17 protein-coding genes are annotated in these 20,658 nt (G+C 49.0%); all 17 read left to right on the top strand.

The window, feature by feature from the left end; all coding sequences use genetic code 11:
- Window positions 1–19 precede the first annotated feature (19 nt).
- Window positions 20–667, top strand: coding sequence for a hypothetical protein (locus tag A4R26_RS00110; RefSeq protein WP_081158395.1), 648 nt, complete (start codon window positions 20–22; stop codon window positions 665–667).
- A complete protein-coding gene (locus A4R26_RS00115; protein ID WP_081158397.1) occupies window positions 655–1,455 on the top strand; it encodes a sensor histidine kinase in 801 nt (266 codons plus the stop codon). The genes A4R26_RS00110 and A4R26_RS00115 overlap by 13 nt, the downstream gene beginning before the upstream one ends.
- 2 nt (window positions 1,456–1,457) lie before the next feature.
- The gene (locus tag A4R26_RS00120; RefSeq protein ID WP_081158399.1) at window positions 1,458–2,123 is read left to right on the top strand and encodes a response regulator transcription factor; all 666 of its coding nucleotides are present in this window, start codon (window positions 1,458–1,460) and stop codon (window positions 2,121–2,123) included.
- Between the two features lie 112 nt (window positions 2,124–2,235).
- Window positions 2,236–2,796, top strand: a complete 561-nt coding sequence (locus A4R26_RS00125) for a Pvc16 family protein (RefSeq protein WP_081158401.1) — start codon at window positions 2,236–2,238, stop codon at window positions 2,794–2,796.
- 20 nt (window positions 2,797–2,816) lie between these two features.
- Entirely contained in the window at window positions 2,817–3,656 is an 840-nt protein-coding gene (locus A4R26_RS00130; protein ID WP_081158403.1) for a hypothetical protein, read from the top strand.
- A 46-nt stretch (window positions 3,657–3,702) separates the two neighbouring features.
- Entirely contained in the window at window positions 3,703–5,205 is a 1,503-nt protein-coding gene (locus A4R26_RS00135) for a phage tail sheath family protein (protein ID WP_081158405.1), read from the top strand.
- A gap of 35 nt (window positions 5,206–5,240) precedes the next feature.
- Entirely contained in the window at window positions 5,241–5,696 is a 456-nt protein-coding gene (locus tag A4R26_RS00140; protein WP_081158407.1) for a phage tail protein, read from the top strand.
- 27 nt (window positions 5,697–5,723) lie between these two features.
- The gene (locus tag A4R26_RS00145) at window positions 5,724–6,167 is read left to right on the top strand and encodes a phage tail protein (RefSeq protein ID WP_081158409.1); all 444 of its coding nucleotides are present in this window, start codon (window positions 5,724–5,726) and stop codon (window positions 6,165–6,167) included.
- An 11-nt stretch (window positions 6,168–6,178) separates the two neighbouring features.
- Window positions 6,179–6,343, top strand: a complete 165-nt coding sequence (locus A4R26_RS34700; RefSeq protein WP_165760106.1) for a DUF5908 family protein — start codon at window positions 6,179–6,181, stop codon at window positions 6,341–6,343.
- A 1-nt stretch (window position 6,344) separates the two neighbouring features.
- Entirely contained in the window at window positions 6,345–7,010 is a 666-nt protein-coding gene (locus A4R26_RS00150; protein ID WP_081158411.1) for a CIS tube protein, read from the top strand.
- 1 nt (window position 7,011) lies between these two features.
- A complete protein-coding gene (gene vgrG, locus A4R26_RS00155) occupies window positions 7,012–8,817 on the top strand; it encodes a type VI secretion system tip protein VgrG (RefSeq protein WP_081158413.1) in 1,806 nt (601 codons plus the stop codon).
- Window positions 8,818–9,061: 244 nt separating this feature from the next.
- Window positions 9,062–9,364: a PAAR domain-containing protein gene (locus A4R26_RS00160; protein WP_081158415.1), complete on the top strand. Its 303-nt coding sequence runs from the start codon at window positions 9,062–9,064 to the stop codon at window positions 9,362–9,364.
- Window positions 9,365–9,367: 3 nt separating this feature from the next.
- Window positions 9,368–9,784 (top strand): GPW/gp25 family protein, encoded by a 417-nt coding sequence (locus A4R26_RS00165; RefSeq protein WP_081158417.1) that lies wholly within the window; start codon window positions 9,368–9,370, stop codon window positions 9,782–9,784.
- A gap of 15 nt (window positions 9,785–9,799) precedes the next feature.
- Window positions 9,800–13,606, top strand: a complete 3,807-nt coding sequence (locus A4R26_RS00170; protein ID WP_081158419.1) for a baseplate J/gp47 family protein — start codon at window positions 9,800–9,802, stop codon at window positions 13,604–13,606.
- A gap of 12 nt (window positions 13,607–13,618) precedes the next feature.
- The gene (locus A4R26_RS00175; protein WP_081158421.1) at window positions 13,619–14,395 is read left to right on the top strand and encodes a hypothetical protein; all 777 of its coding nucleotides are present in this window, start codon (window positions 13,619–13,621) and stop codon (window positions 14,393–14,395) included.
- Window positions 14,396–14,421: 26 nt separating this feature from the next.
- Window positions 14,422–17,277, top strand: coding sequence for a baseplate wedge protein (locus A4R26_RS00180; protein ID WP_081158423.1), 2,856 nt, complete (start codon window positions 14,422–14,424; stop codon window positions 17,275–17,277).
- Window positions 17,274–20,651, top strand: a complete 3,378-nt coding sequence (locus A4R26_RS00185) for a contractile injection system tape measure protein (RefSeq protein WP_081158425.1) — start codon at window positions 17,274–17,276, stop codon at window positions 20,649–20,651. Before A4R26_RS00180 ends, A4R26_RS00185 begins: the two co-directional genes overlap by 4 nt.
- Window positions 20,652–20,658 lie beyond the last annotated feature (7 nt).

Raw genomic sequence — 20,658 nt, forward strand, 5'->3', positions numbered from 1 at the left:
TTCCTGAACCGTTTATTACATGCAGTCCCTGGCGTATTTATACATGGGGGTTATTGTGCCTGCATCTGTTGTTGTTCCTGTTGTTTTTGCAATAGTTAAATTCAGCGATCTCAATAAACCCCTTACCACCATTTTTTTCTACCTGCTGTTTGCAGGTATGGTAAATGCCTGTGCCGCCTGGCTGGCTTTCAGGCAGATCAATAATCTTCCGTTGTTGCATGTGTATACCATTGTCGAGTTCCTGTTCCTGGCCCTGTTCTTTTACCAGGTAACCGGCAGCCCGGGAATGAAAAAAGGGATGTTGGTAAGCATGCTGTTGTTCCCGGTGTACGGGTTCATCAATTTTACCTTTGTTCAGTCGCTGCAGGTGTTCAATTCCTATACGCGGCCGGTGGAAGCTATTTTGCTCATAACCGGCAGCCTGGCGTTTTTTTATCTGCAGTCGGTCAAAAACCAGCACAGGCCCTGGCAGGCGCAGCCTGAAACCTGGATAGTGATCGGCATCCTGGTGTACTTTTCAAGCAGCCTGGTACAATTTTCATTTTCGAATGTGATAAGCAGCCAGGCCGGCAGGAATATCAAACTGCTCATCTGGACCATTCATGCCACGCTGGTACTTATTATGTATGTATTATTTGCCGTAGGGTTTGCCAAATGCAGGGAATAACCGATAATATTTCGTTACTGGTGGTAATGGTGATGATGGGTATTTTTATCCTCGTTGCATCGTTCATATTCCTGTTGCTGCGCAACCAGAACAGGCTGGTAGCGGAAAAGAACAAACGCCAGGCCATTGAAATTGAGCACCAGAAACAATTGCTGCGGTCGGTAATAGAATCGCAGGAGGCCGAGCGTACGCGCATAGGGCGCGACCTGCACGACAGCGTTGGCGCCGCTTTATACGGGTTGCGGGTAACGGTTGACCGGTTTGAAAAAGAGCACCCCGGTCACCCTTTTGTACAGGCATTCACCGGTACCGGCAAATCGCTTGTAGACGATTGTATAGGAAGGGTGCGCGATATTTCGCATAACCTGTCGCCCGGCATTTTGGCCATACAAACGCTTACGGAGGCAATGGAAGAACTTTGTTATACCATCGACAGCAACGCCGGGTTGAATGTTTATTTTACCAATGAAGCGGGCGCCGCGGCCGACAGCCTCGACCTTACTTCCTCACTTGCCGTTTACCGTATACTGGAAGAACTGATCACCAATACGCTGAAACATGCGGCCGCTGCCAACATTCACGTATACCTGGGCATGGAAGAGAACAAACTGGTATTGGATTACCGCGACGATGGAAAAGGCCTGCCGGTTGGCGCCGGGTTGAACCGGGGCAGGGGATTGCAAAATATAGAAAGCCGGTTGCAGATCATGAATGGCGTTTATACTTCCGCTTCAACCGGTGGTTATCATATCAGGATCAGTATTTCAATGCCGCTCAATCAACTATAATTATGGAGCCCATTCGCATTGCTATAGTAGAAGACCAGCCGCTGGCGCGGCAGAGTTTATCGGCCCTGTTGAAAACGATAGATGGCCTGCAGCTGTTAATGGAAGCCGCCGACGGCGGCACTTTTTTGCAGCAGCTGGCCGGCAGTCCGCAGGCGCCGGACATTGCCATCATCGATATCAATATGCCCGGCCTCAACGGCATGGACCTGAATGAACTGCTGCGCGAGCGGTATCCCGCCATAAAGGTGATCGTGCTCTCGATCCATTCCCAGGAACGGCTGATCTCCAAAATGATCAATGCCGGGGCGCGCGCTTACCTCAATAAGAACTGCGAAGTGAACGAACTGGTAGCGGCCATCCGCGCCGTGCACCAGGTGGGTTTTTATATGAACGAGCCCACCATGAAAGCCATTCAGCAGGTGGCCGGTTACCGCAATAAAAAAGTAAAAAACCTGCAGGCCATTCCAATAGAATTAACGGCCCGTGAAAAGGAGATCCTCGCCCTCATTTGTAAAGAAAAAAGCAATTCGGAAATTGCCGCCAGCCTGAACCTCAGCACAAGAACGGTTGAAGGGCACCGTAATAACCTGCTTATAAAGATAGGTTGTAAAAATACGGCGGGGCTGGTATTGTTCGCCGTGAAATATGGCATCGTCGATGTATTCTGAGATATAACTTCCTCCCTCATCTCCATTATTGAACAGGTAGAAATACCTGTTTTTTTATTCCGTATTACTGCCTGTAATTAACCCGGCCGGGTTAAATATTTTTGAGGGCATTATGATCTACGAGAGCCTGAGTTGCCTTGCGGCGGAAATGAATATTTTTTTCAGGAGCAAACTGAAAATTACCGAAGATAAGGTGGTGGTTTCGGCACTCGTAAACCAGGATGGTTCGGTGGCTATACAGGGCGAAAATAAAATAGCCATAACCCTGGTTAACATGACGAAAGACATGGGTATCAGAAGGGAGTATACCACCGGCGCCGGGGTAGTGGCCAATGCGGCCAAACCGGTATGCCTTAATTTGTTCATCCTGTTGTCGTGTTATTTCACCGCCGGTAACTATGCCGAATCGCTCAGGTTCCTGTCGTTTGTCATCAGCTTTTTACAAACAAAAAATGTGTTCGATCATACCAATACGCCGCAGCTCGATGCGGCAATAGATAAACTGGTATTTGAGCTGGAATCGTTCGAGCCCGACAGGTTGAGCAATATGTGGGGAACCCTCGGCGCCAAATATATGCCTTCCGTTCTGTACAGGATGCGCATGATCATTCTCGATGCCACGGTAATAAGGGAATACAGGCCGGCGGTTACAGGTATATCGACCGGTTTATAAAACAGGATGCAACAAAAACCATGATGCAGCAGCAATACGAAATAGCATTTAGTATTTTTTTCAGGCATGAGTTCTTTTTAGATGGTGATCTGAAATGCCTCACGGTAAAACCGTCGGGCAAAACAGCACATCAGCTGAAACGGGCCGGGGCCATCATGCACCTGTTCCAGAATGGCATCCATGTGTTATATGAGTCGTATACAGCGGGCCGGAAAAGATCGCGGGAAGAATTCCTGGCAGATGAATGGGAACTTACCTTTCTGCTGGAAAATACCGATCCCGATTTCTTCAATTATACCTCGGCTTTGGATATGGACCTGATCTGCAATTATTTCTTTTTTGAAAACGATACCGCCGCGCCGGTTACCGGTAAAGGCATGTTGCATAAGGCCCCGTTTGCAGGCCCCGACAATATCAGGTCGATAGCCGACATCCCCGGTGAATATTTTATAAAACCTTTCGGCATTGTGCACATTCATGTACATAAGGCACTGGAGCAAAGTTTCGAGATCGCATTTGCCGGTATTTCAACCTGGTGGTGTTATGTGCTTACACAGGATTATTTGCAGGAACTGGTTAACCCGGCCATCATGCACAAGGAAACAAAACAGGTTTTCACCGGGCCCGAACCCATTGTGTTGCCCAATAACAAAATGGCCATGGCCTTTTTTTCAACGGAACCCATCGCGGTGCGGGAGTACCAGAAAGCATGTTACCAGCTGGTAGAGCATTACACAACGCCGGCGCAAAAGTACAAGGTGGTGTTGCCTTCGCTTCCATACCCTAACCGGAACCACATTTCGGTGCTTAAAGGCGTATCGGCATCGAAAGGAAAAAATTTCTCTTACATTTTTATATAACAGGTGTTTTCGCATTCAATATTAACCACACTAAACAATAAAAATTATGGCAACTACCTTGATGACACCCGGTGTGTACATCGAAGAAAAGAACGCCTTTCCCGGCTCTGCGGTAGCGGTTGAAACAGCAGTACCTGTATTCATAGGCTATACCGAAAAGGCCGGGCGTAACGGAAAGTCGTTATTGTACAAACCTACACGCGTTACTTCGCTGGCAGTATTCGCCGAATACTTTGGCGGCGCCTTTCAGTCGAAATATTCCATTGTTGACGCTGCCACCGCCCCGGGCGAGGAAACCTTTATGATCGACGGCCGGCAAATGGTGGTTCAGGTGAACCCCAACCATGTGGCATTGCTCTACAACGCCATCCGGCTTTTTTATTACAATGGCGGAAGCGCCTGTTATATCCTGTCGGTAGGTACGTATGGCGACAAACCCGATGGGTTCGAGATTGCCATGGACGATTTTCTTGGCAGCGAAACCAAACCGAATGTGTTCGCTATTCTCGAAAAAGAGTACGAACCTACCCTGGTACTGATGCCCGATATCATTTCAAAGGGCGCGGCTGCCTATGCGTTATACCAGCAGGTGTTGCTGCATTGCAGTAAAATGCAAAGCCGTTTTGGGTTGTTCGATGTATATCACAAAGCGGGCAGAACCATTGCTGAAGAAATAACCGAGTTCAGGGAACAAATAGGGGTGAACGCATTGAACTACGGCGCAGCTTATTATCCCTACCTGAAAACTTCGGTGGTGCAGGCAAACGAGCTCGATTACCAGCACCTCGATGCGGCGGTTGACCTGGAAGCATTGCTGCCCGAAGCGGCCGCAAAGGATGTGGTACAGAAGTTCAAAGCGCTTCCGCCCGACGCAGTAACCGCTACCTCAAGAAAGAATTATCACCAGTCGTTGAAAGCGGCCAGCCCTACCTATTCAGGCATCCTGGAGGAACTGAGGCGTAAAATGAACGAACTGCCCCCGAGCGCTGCCATGGCCGGCATTTATACGCTTATAGATACCACAAGAGGCGTATGGAAATCACCGGCGAACGTTTCGGTAAGCATGGTGAACGAGCCCTGCATCAATGTATCGCACGATGAGCAGCAGCAATTGAACGTAGACGTTATTTCGGGTAAATCGGTGAACGTGATTAGGCCGTTCCCCGGCATAGGCACCCTGGTATGGGGCGCCAGAACGCTCGATGGCAACAGCCAGGACTGGCGGTATATAAATGTACGGCGTACGCTGATCATGATAGAGCAGTCGTTAAAGCTGGCCACCCGGGCTTATGTGTTTGAGGCCAATGATAATGGCACCTGGGTAACGGTTAGCAGTATGATCACCAATTTCCTGTTCAACTTATGGAAACAGGGCGCCCTGGCCGGCGCTGCCCCCGAACAGGCGTTCAATGTACAGATCGGCCTCGGCTCTACCATGACGCCTACCGATATCCTCGACGGCATCATGCGTATAACGGTGAAGCTGGCTATCGTACGCCCGGCAGAGTTTATCGTTATTACATTCCAGCAACAACAACAGCAGTCGTAATTCCCATTTAATTAACTCACTAATAAAACGCTTTTATGGCAGACAATGGAGCCGCACAGGCAGCCACCACCTGGCCCCTGGTAAAATTTCAGTTCTCGGTTAAGATCGGCAGCGATGAGATCCTGTTCCAGGAAGTAACGGGCCTTGCTTCCGAAACCCAGGTAATTGAATACCGCGTAGGTAACAGTTCGGTATATTCTACCGTAAAGATGCCGGGCATAAAGAAATTCGGGAACGTTACCTTGAAAAAAGGCATTTTCAAAGACGACAAGAAACTGTGGGAAATGTACAATAAGATAAAGATGAACACTTTTGAGCGGCAAACGGTAGTGATCAGTTTGCTCGATGAAAGCAATAACGTAGCCATGTCGTGGAACCTTACCAATGCTTTCCCGGCCAAGATGTCGGTAACGGATATGAAGTCCGATGCCAATGAACCTGCCGTAGAAACCATAGAGCTGGCGCATGAAGGGTTTAATATAGCCAGTTAACCGGTACCGTTATTAAAATAGTTCACCATGCCAACCCCATATTCCATTCCGGTAGCTTTTAGTTTCGAGGTCAGGATCCCGGGTTTCAGCAACGAAGGCGAATGCAGCTTCAGAGATGTAGGCGGGCTGGTGGTAAAGCTGGGCCTTGAATCGGTAAACGAAGGCGGTGTAAATGATTATGTGCACAAGTTCCCCAAACGCGCCGCGTATAACGAACTGGTGTTCAGGCGGGGGATCTTAACAGGTTCCCAGTTCTATACCTGGATAAACGACGCCGTCAGGAATTTTACCTTCAAACCAAAGCAGATCTATATCAGCCTCATCAACGAGCAAAAAACGCCCGTTATAAGATGGCGGGTCGAAAATGCCTTTCCCATTGGGATAGAGATTGCCGAATTCAAGGCGCTGGAGAATTCCCTGGCTATTGAAACGCTTACCGTTGCCTACGATTATTTTGTAAGAACAGGTTAATAACAACTACTATGCCTTTGGAAATACGCGAACTGGTAATAAAGGTAGAGATCGATGAAGCCACGCAAAAGCATGACGGCGACGACAGGCAGCGGTATGAAGAGCTGAAAAAAGAGATCATGAAGGAGTGTATGAAAAAGATAGAATCAAAATTGGAAAATTTATTTACCCGGTAATATGGCGCTCGAAAAACTCCAGATCCAGGCTTTTTCCGATGCGGCCTGTACCAAAGCAACGTCGAATGCGGTCAAAGCCTTTATAAATCCCGAAGGTTATTCCCGGAATTGCTCCATTACCTATAAGGATGTTGAGCTGATAGGCGATTCCGGGAATACCAAAGCTTTCGTTGGCATGGGCGATGATACGTTGTCGTTGAACAATCTTATCGTAGACGGCACCGGCATCGTTTCACTGGGCAACTACCAAAATGTGGATGCGTATATCAAAGCATTTACCGATGTGGTATACAAATTCAACGGCAGTATGCACCAGGCCAATTTCCTGATGGTGACCTGGGGCAACCTGAAATATACCGGCGTGTGTAAGTCGTTCAAGGTAAGGTACACCTTATTCAAACCGGATGGCAGCGCTTTGCGGGCATTTATCGACCTGGTGATCGGATCGTCGATCGACCTGAAGACCAAAAGCAAACTGGCCGTAAAGGAATCGCCCGACCTCACGCATTACCGCACGGTGAAAGCGGGCGATACCCTGCCATTGATGACCTACAGGATCTATGGCGACAGCGCTTATTATCTTCAGGTGGCGCAGATAAATAACCTGAAAAGCATTTTTGCACTTAAACCGGGCGATAAGATCTATTTTCCACCACTAAAGAAATGATATGCCGGCCCCTTCACCTGAAAGTAATATCGATGACCTGTCGTTACGGGTAACCGTTACTGTAAACGGCGCCCCCCTCAAGGATAACACAGGCATTATGGCCATTACTATTTTTCACGAAATAAACAGGATCTCCACCGCGGAAATAGTACTGAGCGGGGAGATCGATATTGACAATGCAACGCTTGAAGCTTCCGATGGCGATGACTTTGCACCCGGCAGCGAAATACAAATTACGGCCGGGTACGGCGATAAAGGGGAGAAGGCCATTTTTGAAGGGGTTATCGTAAAACATGGGATCGAGATCAGCTCCGTTACTTCTTATACGCTCAGGCTCTTCTGCAAACACAAGGCCGTGCGTTTGACCTTTAACCGCAGCTCGGCCGAGTTTAAAGACAAAACAGACAGTGCGATCATCTCCGGCATACTGGGTAATTATGGCCTGGATGCAACCGTAGACAGTACCACTATACAAAATGAGAACTTCTTTCAGAAACAGGCTACCGACTGGGACCTGGTATTATCGAGGGCGGAATTCAACGGCTTTTTGATCCTGCTGGATGGCGATACGGTGAAAATAGGAAAACCGCTGCTTACCGCTTCACCGGTATTACGGGTAGCAGCCAGCGAATCGATGATGGCCTTTACCGCCGAATTGAACGTAGAGGGGCAGGCGCCGGCTATAGAAGCTGCAGCCTGGGACAGCAAAACCCAGGCGCTGTTGCAATCGACAGCTACCGAGCCTTCGATCAATGAACAGGGCAACCTGAAGCCCAAAGACCTGTCGGCCAAACTGAGCCAGGTGAAACTTAACCTGCATGCCGCCGCCGCTTTGACGGCAGATGAACTGAAGGCATGGGCCGATGGCAAGTTATTGCGGATGCGGTTAAGCGCTTTTAAGGGCCGGGTTAGTTTTATAGGTAATGCCGATGTAAAGACCGGCAGCCTGATAACACTGGAAGGGGTTGGCAAAAAATTCAATGGCGATGCTTTTGTGGCGGGGGTGGTGCATGAACTGGAAAAGGGAATATGGAAAACGACCGTCAAATTCGGGTTGGAAAGCAGGCAGGTGGCGGAAAGCCCTGGTTTTTCCTATACACCTGCAACCGGGCAGTTGCCTGCTGTACAGGGCTTACAAATAGGAACGGTAAAAAAGCTGTCGGCAGATCCGCAGGCTGCCTACCGGATCCTGGTAACGCTTTCTTCCGGCGCTCAGAATGCCAGCGGCATCTGGGCAAGAATGGCTAATTTTTATGCTACTTCATCAGCCGGCCTGGGTTTTTTGCCTGAAGTGAACGACGAGGTGGTGGTGGGTTTTTTAGATAACGATCCCCGCTTCCCGGTGATCCTCGGTTCATTGTACAGCGCAAAAAATGCCGCGCCCAACCCGGCCGCCGATGAAAACAATTACATCAAGAGCATTACCACCAAAAGTAAAATGAAGGTTAGTTTCGACGATCAGAACAAGATCATAAAAATTGAAACGCCGGGCGCCAATACCATTACCATCAGCGACCAGGACAAAGCGATAGAAATAAAAGACCAGAACAGCAACAATATAAAAATGAATGCCGAGGGCATCAGCCTGAGCAGTGCAAAGGATATCACGATCGATGCCAGGGGAAATTTAAAGCTCAGTGCCGTTAGTAAGATCTCACTGAATGCGAGCGGCGGCGATGTAGAGTTGGCGGGATTAAATGTAAAACATACCGCACAGGTTGGCTTTACCGCAAAAGGCACGGCTACCGCAGAGCTTTCGGCTTCAGGACAAACTACCGTAAAAGGGGCGATGGTGATGATTAATTGAGAAAAAGGCATAAAGGCAGAGGCAACGAGGCAACGAGGCAACGAGGCAACGAGGCAGAAAGGCAGAAAGGCAAAGGCAACAAGGCATAAAGGCAAAGGCAACAAGGCATAAAGGCAAAGGCAACAAGGCAGAATGCAAAGGCAACAAGGCAAAAAGGCAGAAAGGCAAAGGCAAAAAGGCAACAAGGCAACAAGGCAACGAGAAAAATACCCTATTCTAAATTACTAACACCAAAAACAGATGTATGGGAATGATGGCTGCGCGTATAACTGACCTGCACACCTGCCCGATGGTGACGCCGGGGCTTCCGCCTGTACCGCATGTGGGCGGCCCCATCGTTGGACCGGGCGCCCCAACAGTGCTGATCGGCAATATGCCGGCAGCGGTGATGGGCGATAGCGCGGTATGTACCGGCCCGCCCGATTCAATTATGAAGGGGTCGGCCACCGTTTTAATTTGTGGTAAACCGGCTGCGCGGGTGGGCGATATTACCGCCCATGGCGGAACAATTACCCTGGGCTGTGCAACTGTATTAATAGGAGGATGAAATATGGAACCTGCAGTAAATACTTTTTTAGGACGCGGCTGGAGTTTTCCCCCGTCGTTCGACCGCATCAATAACGCCAACCAGATGGCGTCCGACGTGGCTGATATAGAAGAAAGCATCCGCATCATTTTGGGAACCACACCGGGTGAACGGATGATGCAGCCTGCTTTCGGGTGCCCCATCAAAAACGTGGTGTTCGAACAGATGAGCGCCAACCTGGTTACAGAAGTGAACCATATAATAGGCCATGCATTACTGAATTTTGAGCCGAGGATAAAATTCCTGCAGGCAGTTTTTTTAGATGAGATCGATAACGATGGAGTTATTCATATCCGCATAGACTATTCAATCATTACTACAAATACCAGACATAACATCGTATATCCATTCTATATGGCAGAAGGGACCAATGTTTTCTGATAAAAAACTGTTTTGATGGCAACAGAGTTGAAACCGGCGATCAAAGATGGAATGAGCCAGTCGGAGCGGTATCTCTCATCGCTCGATGCCGGCTATTTTGGCATCGATGAAAAGAATACCACGGATTTGCTGAAGCTCATTGTCGATCTTTCAGCGCAGTTCAATTACTATAATTTTTCGAACAGGATCGAGGGGAACTGGAAAGATTTTTTACTGTCGGACCCCGATATCCTTATTGCCCTGTTTTCGGGGCTCGACAGCCGGCATTATACAAATGAATATAAAAAATTGTGCGACAACCTGTCGTTGGCAGAGAATGAAACCCTGCTGGCCGAAGGGTTGAAACATATTTTTCATTTTATCCGCGACTTCATTCTGCTTCAACTGGAATATCAGCCGGTATTTGAAAGGGCTGAAAACCGGCATCCTGCCCGGCACGCCGGTCATCTGCTGCAGCAGCTAAACAAATTACATACCTGGAACCTGGCGGCGGTACAATTGTTAGGCGATGAAGTACGCATCGCTTTTGAGCACAGGTACCTGCAACCGGTTAACGATACAAATGACGGCGATACCGGCAACCCTTTCGATCACAACGGAACCATTCGCGAAAAGGTAATTCTTTCGCTTGCTCACTTCAACAGGCTGGTTACCGGTTTGAATGGAAAATATGCCGCCATTTTACATTCCTGCCGGAATTACATAAAAGAACAACGACCCGAAGGAAATATATACGATCCCCATGTGGCCCTTTTAATGTCGTTCCTGCACCTGTATGGGCATTTGCAAAAGCCCGTTAACCAGCTGCTGCAAAAACACCTCGATTATTATTACCAGGATATAGTGGGAATGAAACCCCGAAAGGAGATCCCCGATAAAGTACACCTGGTGCTGGAACCGGATGATACGGCCGATAACTTTTTTTTGAATAAAGGAGAACTGCTGGTTGCGGAAATAGAGGGATCCCGGGAACAATTGCTGTATGCCCTTGAAAATGATGTACAGATCTCCGCCGCGCAGATCAGGGAATTGAAAACGATCTTCATCAGCAATGACAATCACCCCGGCGAGCGCGCAGGCGGCGCCGGCGCCGTAAGAGAGATGCAGGTGTATAAAGGCGACTATGCCGCATGGCAGCCGGCAAACTTTTTAAAAGATGCGGTGTCATCCAAAGCATGGCCGCTGTTGGGTTCGGCGCAAAGTGAACTGCCTGCCGGGCAAAGAACGATGACCGAAGCCGATACAGGATTGCTGGCTGCATCGCCCCTGTTTTTTGTAGAAGACGGAGAACGCGAATTTTCGATAAAGTTCTTTATACAGGAACAGGCATTCAGCCGGTTCGAACAGCATGTGGAAGGTTTGGCAAAAGCCACTTCAATAAACCGCGACGTATTGATCCCTGAACTGCTCAATCAATCGTTCGTTATTGCCATCACCGGTAGCACGGGATGGATAGCCGTCGAAAACTATGTGGTATCCTGTTCATCGGGCGCTGACGCCGACCGCTTCATTGAAGTAAAATTCAAATTGAACGCAACCGCAGAAGCGGTTGGCATTTATGACAAAAACCTGCATGGGTATGGATTCGACATGGCCTGGCCGGTTATCCGTTTTTTGCTCAATAACTCCTCTTTTCATCATCCCTACAGCTTTCTCTCTTATTTTATTATAGAACGGGTAACCATAAAGGTGAATGTGGAAGGATCGAAATTGTTTAAGTTAAAGAACAATCTCGGGGAACTGTATAGTGGATCGCCTTTTCAGCCGTTCGGGCCGGTTCCAGCCATCGGCGCTTACCTCGATATAAAAAACACCAATATCTTTAACCGGTACACAACCCGGTTCTCCATCAGGATCAACTGGTTCGATCTGCCGAAAGAGGAAGGCGGGTTTGAAACGTATTACCAGGGATATAACTATCCCTTCACGAACGGGGTGTTCAAAATTCAATTGAACAGCGTTGCTGATGCAAAAGCGGTCGTTTCACCGGAAGAACAACAGGAGTTCCGGTTGTTTGAGGATAGAGCGGGGGAAGGTGCGCCACACCTGAGCCGGATAAAGCCCTGTACCACCATTTCGGGCATCGATTTTAAAAAGATAAAGTTCGATAATACGCAGGCGCTGCAGCGCGAGTGGGAAACGGCAGCGACATTTTATAAACAGGGGGCGCTGCGGCTTGAACTGTCGGCGCCGCATGAAGCATTCGGGCATCGGTTGTACCCGCTGGTATTTACCGAAACGGTAATGCACAATGCAAAACGCTTTACCAAAGACCATGCGATACCCAATCAGCCGTATGTACCCGTTATACGATCCCTTTCAATAGATTACACCCTCGAGCATGCCGAATTCACCAACGGAGGAGCCGGTACGGTGGAAGAAGAGATCATGCTCATTCACCTGTATCCTTTCGGGTACCATACGTTCTTTACCGGCAAAAATTCGATCTATAATTATTTTGTACCGCCGCCCGACCAGGAAAGCAATTTGCTCATCGGGTTAACGGGCCTGGTTCCGGGGCAGGAATTATCGCTTCTTTTCCAGTTGTCGGAGGAAAACTTTCACCACAGCGTGCATGAACCCGAAACCGTTAACTGGAGTTACCTGGTCAATAACAGGTGGAACCCGGTGCCGGCATCATGGATCATACAGGATACCACCAACAACTTTATCAATACAGGCATTGTGACATTGAAAATACCCGGTGATATAGAGAAGGGGAATACCATCCTGAACCCTGACCTGTACTGGCTGAGGGCTTCTTTGCCCGGGGAAAGTTCGGTGCGTTCAAAAGTGATCGCCTTGTTTGCCCAGGCCGTTGGCGCCGTTCGCCTGCCCGGGCAGCACCAGTTTCCCGAACATGCGTACACGCTGCCTGCAGGTTCGGTAAAAGCATTTAAAGGCAAACGGGCGGGTATTAAAGAAGTGCGGCAGTTCTTTCCTTCATTCCACGGGCAGCCCGGGGAAACCGGTTTGCAGTACAATATAAGAGTGAGCGAAAGGCTCAGGCATAAACAGCGGTTATCGTCTGCCCTCGATATTACTCAGGCGGTGCTGGATGCTTTTCCGCAGATATTGATGGTGAAATGTTATAACCCCGGCAATAGCAATGCGGTGATCCCCGGCGTTGACCTGCACCTGGTAGTAATACCCAGGGAGCGAGAAGACGGGGGCTTTATCAGCCAGGAGCCGAGGGTTAATTTGTCGCTGTTATATAAAATAAAAAAGTTCGTTGCCCATGCGGTTTCAGGCTTTGTAAAAGTAGAGGTAGGCAACCCGGTGTATGAAAAAATTATGGTGGTTGCCAGCGTGCGGTTTAAAAATATCAATGGCGTTTATCAAAGCAATGGCTATTACCTGAACCAGATGAATGAGGATATAAAAAAATATATCTCACCCTGGCTTTATAATGCCAGCCACGATTTTCAGATCGGTTCCGAAATATATGTTGCCGAAATTTTAAACTACCTGCAGAACAGGGAGTACATAGACTATATAACGGGTTTTTCCCTGGTGCATTTTTATAAGGTGATGAATAAAATTAGCAAAAGACTGCATGCACAGGTTACCGACACTTCTGTAAACGATGTACACACCATCAAAGGGTCGATACCGGGCGCTATCCTCATCCCGGCCCGGGATCACCTGCTGACGGTGATGGATCAGCCGGCGCCGGCAGCAGCCGAACCGTCGGGAATAGGCCGGTTTACGATCGGCAGCGGCCTGCTGGTGAATCAGTCGCCAGGTAATGAAGAAAGGGAAGCCAATACTGCCGCACAGCTTTCAACGGAGCTGTACGATCTTACTATTTATAACGACTAAATAACCAATACCGTGTTTAAAAAGAAAATATACAGCCGCGAAGACCTGAAAAAGTATTTTCGTAACGGCGAAATACCCACGGAAAATCATTTTGCCAGTCTCATAGATTCAATGCTCAACAAACAGGATGACGGGTTTGCAAAAGACGATGAGAACGGCCTGATCATTGCACCCCGCGGCAGCTCTACGAAGTTCGTTACTTTATACAGGAGCGTAGATGATCTGAATCCCTTCTTTTCTATGGAAAAAGATGAACGGGAGATGGCCGGTTTGCGTTTCACGCCTTCCGGTGAGAACAATGAGGAGAACGAAGAGCGGCAAAGTTTCTTTTTTCATGTAAACGGCAGTGCCGGTATAGGTACGCGGTGTAAGGAAGAATACAAACTGCAGGTAAACGGTTTCGTTGGCATAGAGGGCAGGGTAGGTACGTATTTGCAGGGGCAGGTGCCGGCCGACGGCAAATGGCATTCGATAATAGAAGGACTGGACAACTGCCAGGCCTTCGAGCTCATTGCCCGTACCGGGAAAAAAGGCTTTGGCAAATTTGCCATTCTTCATGCCTGGGCGTTGAGCGCATTCGGCAGGTCGCGCGGCAGCATCAGGAAGGTGAGTGCCCGTTATGGTTCATTCTGGAACAGGATCGGTATAAGGTGGAAAAGTAAAGGCACGCACGATTATGCGCTTCAGTTACGCACCGGCCGTAATTACGGGCAGGATGTGTTTATCTATTATAAAGTAAGCAAATTGTGGGACGACGAAAAGTTCCTTCCGCCGGCATATTACTATTAACCGCATCGCAAAAAACTGTGTAGGGAATGCTTCCTCAACCGCCAAAAAATATTGTGATCGATACAGACAGGAAAGCCCTGGAGCCGGCGTTGGATTATGCCTTCTTACGAACCAGGGGTATTGAGTTGATACAACAATTTGCGGGAAGCAACTGGAGTGATTTCAACCTGCACGACCCGGGCGTTACCATCCTGGAATATTTGTGTTATGCGCTTACTGATGTGGCTTACAGGACCACCTTCCCGATTGCCGATATCCTGGCCGGCCCCGACGGGGTGATTGACCGGGAAGCGAATTTTTTTTTCCCAAAGGAAGAAGTGCTTTCTTCCGGCGCATTTACCCCTGATGATTACCGGAAGCTGCTGATAGATTCCATCCCGGAATTAGGCAATGTGTGGCTCGAGCCGGTCACTTCTTCTTATACGGCAACACACAGTAAAGGGATCTATAAAGTAATTATTGAACCGGCTGCGCAAACCGGGAGCAACTATAGCGAAGAACGCCTGGTGCGTACTGTAAAGGAACTATTGCAGGCAAACAGGAACATCGGCGAGCATTTCGAGTGCTTCCGGGTATTGCAGCCGCAGCCTGTTTATATAAAAGCGGAAGTGATCATAGAGAAAAATGCCTTTCCAGAAGGTGTGCTGGCCTCGATCTATGAAGCCGTGGCGCAAACGGTAAACCCCACGGTTACGCGATATTCGGAGGCCGAATTGCTGGGCCAGGGATACGCCATAGAAGAGATCTATTCCGGCCCCTTGGCTGAAAATGGGATCATTCCCGACAGTTCGTTGAAGCCGCGGATAAAAGAACTGGACCCTTTTGTACTGGTAAAAGCCATTTCGGGCATCAAAGGGGTTACCGGTGTTAAAAAGTTATTGCTGTCTATCGATGATGCACACTACCATTCGGAAGTACTGCAGTTTGACGACCGGCATTTTCCATTGGTGATCATCGATGACACGCACCCCGATATAATCCTGTATAATGATAATTTCCCGCTTTATATCAGGAAACCCGACGTGCTTAAAAAAGAACATGGCATAAACAGGAAACTGAAAACAGCCGGCGTACAAAAAAGAACAGCTGCTCCTTTACACGGGGTGTATAAAGGTTTGCAAGAATATATTTCCATTCAAACTTTATTTCCGGCCATCTACGGCATCAGTGAAGAAGTTGTACCAGGAAGCCGCCAGCCCGCGAGGGTGGCGCAAAGCCGCCAGTTGAAAGCGTTCCTGATGTTCTTTGAACAGTTACTGGCCAATTCGCTTTCCCAGTTAGCCAATATCAGCCAGCTATTTTCTACAAACACTACGGGGGCCGGCGCTACCTATTATGCCCAGCCTTTGTACAGCGTTCCCGATGCAAAGTATATACTAAATGCGTTTACAGCCGAAAGCCCGGGCGTAAGTATGGTTGACTGGGAACGTTTTAAAAACGATCCCGAAAATGCTTTTATCCGTGCGTTACATACATTTATAGAAACCGATGCGCAGTATAAAGACCGGAAGAAAAGGGTGTTCGATCATTTACTGGCAAGGTTCAATATTGCCCTGGATAAACACCCGGTTTATATGTATGAGTTTTATTATGACAGGGAGAATGCAGATAAACGAACCGACCTGGAGATAGCGTGGAAAGCGGCCATCCTTCAACATCTTCCGGTATTTACCGGCAACAGGATGAAAGCGGAAAATTATTATGCTTTGCATGAGGATGAAAACACGGAGAACGGGTTTAGAAAGAAGATGTCGCTGTTGCTGCATATCAGGAATGGCGCAAGACGCAGGTTGAGCGAAGTTCCCGGCCGGTTAAGCCGGCAATTACTGCTTGCGGAAGCTGTTAATGAGAACGATGCGGCAGCGGAACCCCTTACCGTTAACCTGAACGAGGAAGTGCTGGATATTTTACCCGGTATAAGCGAGGATTCCCTTACCAGCCACATTACATTTAAGGGGCAAACCGAACAATTGTTTCAATCGGCCATTGAATTGAATAACTACAGGATGGTGCCTGCGCGGTCGACCGCAACGGGCGAACAGGTATTGTTGTTTAAGCATCCGGCCGGTACAGGGTGGAGCAGGATAAGCAAACATGCAAGTGAATACGAGGCGGTACGGGCGCTGAAAAATACGGTGCGGTTCTTTAAAGAACTGAGTATCGAAAGCGAGGGATTTTATGTGCTGGAGCACCTGCTGCTGAAACCACCGGTTACGGCGCCGCAATACGGGTTTACATTTGCCGATACCGAAAATAATCCGTTGATACAACAATGGCAGGCGCAGCCATTTGAAGAAAGGGAAGCAACGGTAAATGAACTGCTGACGATAGCGGCAAACTATTCAAACGACAATTATGAAACAACGGCCAACCGGTTACAGGACCTTTGCCTTTTTTACAACGATAAAAGGTGTGGCGCACCTGAACATGCGGCGGAAGAGAGGTGGGCCACACCTGCCTTTGTGCGGCCCGGTAAAGAAGCGATAGAACATCTTATCGATAACCTGGTGAAGTTTGCCCGGCGGCCAACCGATTTTTATCCTTCGTTTGAGTATACGGTACAGTTGACCGATGGCGCCGGAATAGCGGAAGACTTTTTTAGTTTTCGCATGACCATCGTTTTACCGGCGTGGCCCGCGCGTTTTCAGGATAAAGGTTTCCGTGAAATGGCAGCGGCGCTGTTCAGGGAAGAATGCCCTGCCCACATGCGGGTGTCGTTCCTGTGGTTATCGCTTGCTCAACTGAAAATATTCGATGGCCTTTACTTCAACTGGCTGCAGGCGTTACAAACCGACCCCGATAGCGCAGGTACCCGGTCGCATGCGCAGGAACTTACCCGGTTCCTGATAGCCAATGGCGCACCCTGGCATGGCAATATATGAGCAACCAGTACTTTTCCATACAACAGTTGGGCTTTGCTATTGGCTTTTCATCGAAAGAGAAAGGCTACGAGCTGCAAAACAGGATCAGCCGTTTATACCATCAACAGCTTCATGCATTGTTGCAAAGCTTTTTTTATAGAACGGTTCCGGAGGATGTGCTTATCAGGAAAGACAGCCTGTTGCTCGACCTGGGCAGGCTGTCGTACAACGAACTGGAAACCGAATTGCCAAAGCGTTTGGAAAAAGCGCTGGCGGAGCAGTTCGCGGTGTTTCTGCTAAATGACAACAATGGGCAGCCGGCCGCCGGCGGGTTTGAAAGTTTGCCTGCGGCCGGCGGATATGAATCTTTACTGGAATATTTTTTAACGACCGGAACGCTTCCCTGGCAGGCTTCCGTGCATCCGCACCTGACGTGGCAGGTGATGCTGCAGGAGCTTTATAAGCGGCAACGGGATGCACTGGGCCGCCTGTTATGTAAACTGGGCCGTTTGCCGGCAGTGCGGGTGAGGCTGGCTTTTCAGTCGGCCGCAGAAGATCTGCAACAAATAATTACGGCTGCAGAGCCGGTGGAAGCGCCGTTCATACTCGCTTACAAAAAGAAAATGGAGGCCATACAGCAGGAAAAACAATTGGTAAGGTCAGATGCAGTGGGGTTCAGACAGGCGATCGCTTATTTTATACTTACTTACCTGTTTGAAGAAAAAGAGAGCCTGTTCAGCAAAAAGGCGTTCATTAAAAGCGTTTTGTACCAGATGGCTGCACATTACAATATTTCCTTTACCGGCCTGCTGCAGGTGTTGTACGATGCATTGCCGGCAGCGGTCACTGCTGCCCGGTCGACCGGTTCGCTGTTTGGGTTGATACAGGCACTTTTTATGGAAAGCCGGTCTTCGATCATACAGGCTGAATATACAGGTAATGATGCCAGTGAGCATACGCCTTCTGCAGCCGGCGCGCTGGCCCTGGTTGAATATTTTTTAGTTACCGGCCGGCTGCCGAAGCAGGCAACAGCGAAAGGCGCTTTCACCTGGCAGGCAGTTTTGGATGAATTGTATGAACGCGACCGCGATGGCCTGAACCTATTGCTGCGCAGGTTAGGCCGTGAACATCCTGTACGCAAAAGACTGGCTTACCAGTTAACGGAAGAAGCGCTGCAAAAAGTGTTCGAGGTGCTTGAGCCGGTAGAAGCGCCGTTTATAATCGTGTATAAAAAAAATATTGTAGAAGTTCAGTACGACAAACAGTTGGTAATGGCTGCCGGCACCGATCTCAGGCGGGCCGTTTCTTTTTTTATTCTCACGTATCTGCTTGAAGAAAGGGAAAGTATATTCAGCAAAAGGATGTTCATTAAAAGTGTATTGCGCCAGATGGCCGGTCATTACAATGTTTCTTTTCCCGATCTGCTGGCAGTTTTATATGAAGCCGTGCCGGCGGAAAACATAACCGGTTCGCAGCAGGCGTCATTTTTTCAAACGATCCGGGATATTTACCGGGAAGAGCAGTTTGCCCCCGGCTCGCGCGGGGTAACTGCATCGGGTACCTTTTCTACCCGCGTTAACCGTTCGATCGCTGATGCACTGCATTACTTTTTGCAACATGGCGCGATGCCGTGGTGGGTAAAAGAAAAGAACGGGCAGGCGCCCGGCACCCTGCTTCAACAGTTGTATACGCATTCGGTTGAAGATGCGCTGCAATTATTGAAAAGCGCCGGCATGCAGCAGCGATCGAAACAGCGGTTCGTATGGCAGTTCCCCGAGCCGCTTTTGTATAAAGTGTTCAGTCATTTGCCCGGATGGAACGGGGCGATGGCAATTGTTGAGCTCACCATTCAGTTTATTGAAGCCATACCTGCGTTGCGGCGCATTAGCTGGCAATCGCTGAAGTATGCAATGCTCGATGCGGTATGGAGCAGTTATATAAAACAGGGGTATAATGCATTTAATGAAACTCATTTTTACCAGCTCGTGCTTGAACACCTGGCATATGTAACAACGATTGACAGACTGGAGATCGGCGATCTTTTTCGTGAGGCCATCGGCCGGGAAAGCGCAGCGTTGATAAATGCGGGAAGCGATGAAACACTCAGGCGCTTCGGTCGGGCGATCGACTTATTTAGTGCAGGCAATACAGTTACAGCAGCAGGGGCCGCCGGCCGTATCCGGCACGACCAATTGGATCCCCTGTTGCGGTCATATGCAGGTACAGCGGCCGCTGTATCTGGTAGAGACCGGCTACAACAGGTAATCGGTCTCCTCGAATATTATCTAACCTGGAATCGTTTTCCCGACAGGTTGCTTACGGGAAGCAGGCAGGAGCAGGACAACCTGCTGGAAGCTATGCTGTTGTTGTTGTATCATGAAAACCGGGAAGGGCTCAAACGGGTGCTTCAGAGCGATAAGCATTCAGCTACTGCCAGGATGCGCCTTCATCATTTGTTTACTTCAGGCAAAGGCGGTGAGTTTAAACAGGCAAGCCTCTTTTTAGATGCGTATATGGAAAAAGATGCGCTGCAGTATATAAAGGAAATGGCCGGCAACCGGTCAATTGCCAGTGAAGCCGGGTTCAATCACCTGCTTGAAAAAGCAAAAGCCGGAATGGGGGAGGGAATGGCAACACTTTTAAGGGACCTGCTACGTAAAATAAAGGCCGGTATCAATCTGCCTGCTGTTGATAAAGAAATAATGCAAATGCTACAGGTGCCGGAGCGGCGCCTGCAACAACGGGCAGATGAAGAGGTGCAGAAAAAACAACAGGAAGCGGCAGCCCGCAAAAAAGAGGAAGAAACGAACAAAGCGCTACAACGGCAATTACAGCAGGAATTACAAATGCAAAAGGAAGCCCGGCAAAAGCAACCGATGCTTTCAAACAAGACGGAGCAGTTATATGTTACCAATGCCGGACTGGTATTGTTGCATCCGTTCCTGGGCACTTACTTCACGCGTTTGAACCTGATGAACGAAGGACAGTTTGTGAACCGGGAGGCGCAGGCGAGGGCGGTGCACCTGTTGCAGTACCTGGCTTATAACACCACGGAGCACCCGGAGCATGAATTGGTACTCAACAAAATTTTGTGCAACTATCCGTTGCACGAACCGTTGCCACTTGAAATCACCCCCGAACCGAACGAAACCGGTCTGTCGGCCGAATTGCTGCAGGTAGTCATTCAGCGGTCGGGTAAATTATCCGGCTCCACTGTAGACGGCTTCAGGGTCTCGTTCCTGCACCGGGAAGGCGTGCTAACCGAAACCGAAGCGGCCTGGACGCTGCGGGTAGAGCAGCGCGGTTATGATATGATACTGCAAACGCTGCCCTGGGCTTTTGGGATGATCAAATTCAGCTGGATGGATAAGCCGGTGGAGGTGGAGTGGGTGTGAGGTGTTG

The sequence above is a fragment of the Niastella populi genome, from assembly GCF_002078015.1.
GTDB classification, from domain to species: Bacteria; Bacteroidota; Bacteroidia; order Chitinophagales; family Chitinophagaceae; genus Niastella; species Niastella populi.

What these genes read in the sequence shown, in the direction of transcription:
- A4R26_RS00110 (WP_081158395.1), top strand. Translation starts at nt 20, where the DNA reads ATGCAGTCCCTGGCGTATTTATACATGGGGGTTATTGTGCCTGCATCT.
- A4R26_RS00115 (WP_081158397.1), top strand. Translation starts at nt 655, where the DNA reads ATGCAGGGAATAACCGATAATATTTCGTTACTGGTGGTAATGGTGATG.
- A4R26_RS00120 (WP_081158399.1), top strand. Translation starts at nt 1,458, where the DNA reads ATGGAGCCCATTCGCATTGCTATAGTAGAAGACCAGCCGCTGGCGCGG.
- A4R26_RS00125 (WP_081158401.1), top strand. Translation starts at nt 2,236, where the DNA reads ATGATCTACGAGAGCCTGAGTTGCCTTGCGGCGGAAATGAATATTTTT.
- A4R26_RS00130 (WP_081158403.1), top strand. Translation starts at nt 2,817, where the DNA reads ATGATGCAGCAGCAATACGAAATAGCATTTAGTATTTTTTTCAGGCAT.
- A4R26_RS00135 (WP_081158405.1), top strand. Translation starts at nt 3,703, where the DNA reads ATGGCAACTACCTTGATGACACCCGGTGTGTACATCGAAGAAAAGAAC.
- A4R26_RS00140 (WP_081158407.1), top strand. Translation starts at nt 5,241, where the DNA reads ATGGCAGACAATGGAGCCGCACAGGCAGCCACCACCTGGCCCCTGGTA.
- A4R26_RS00145 (WP_081158409.1), top strand. Translation starts at nt 5,724, where the DNA reads ATGCCAACCCCATATTCCATTCCGGTAGCTTTTAGTTTCGAGGTCAGG.
- A4R26_RS34700 (WP_165760106.1), top strand. Translation starts at nt 6,179, where the DNA reads ATGCCTTTGGAAATACGCGAACTGGTAATAAAGGTAGAGATCGATGAA.
- A4R26_RS00150 (WP_081158411.1), top strand. Translation starts at nt 6,345, where the DNA reads ATGGCGCTCGAAAAACTCCAGATCCAGGCTTTTTCCGATGCGGCCTGT.
- vgrG (WP_081158413.1), top strand. Translation starts at nt 7,012, where the DNA reads ATGCCGGCCCCTTCACCTGAAAGTAATATCGATGACCTGTCGTTACGG.
- A4R26_RS00160 (WP_081158415.1), top strand. Translation starts at nt 9,062, where the DNA reads ATGGGAATGATGGCTGCGCGTATAACTGACCTGCACACCTGCCCGATG.
- A4R26_RS00165 (WP_081158417.1), top strand. Translation starts at nt 9,368, where the DNA reads ATGGAACCTGCAGTAAATACTTTTTTAGGACGCGGCTGGAGTTTTCCC.
- A4R26_RS00170 (WP_081158419.1), top strand. Translation starts at nt 9,800, where the DNA reads ATGGCAACAGAGTTGAAACCGGCGATCAAAGATGGAATGAGCCAGTCG.
- A4R26_RS00180 (WP_081158423.1), top strand. Translation starts at nt 14,422, where the DNA reads ATGCTTCCTCAACCGCCAAAAAATATTGTGATCGATACAGACAGGAAA.
- A4R26_RS00185 (WP_081158425.1), top strand. Translation starts at nt 17,274, where the DNA reads ATGAGCAACCAGTACTTTTCCATACAACAGTTGGGCTTTGCTATTGGC.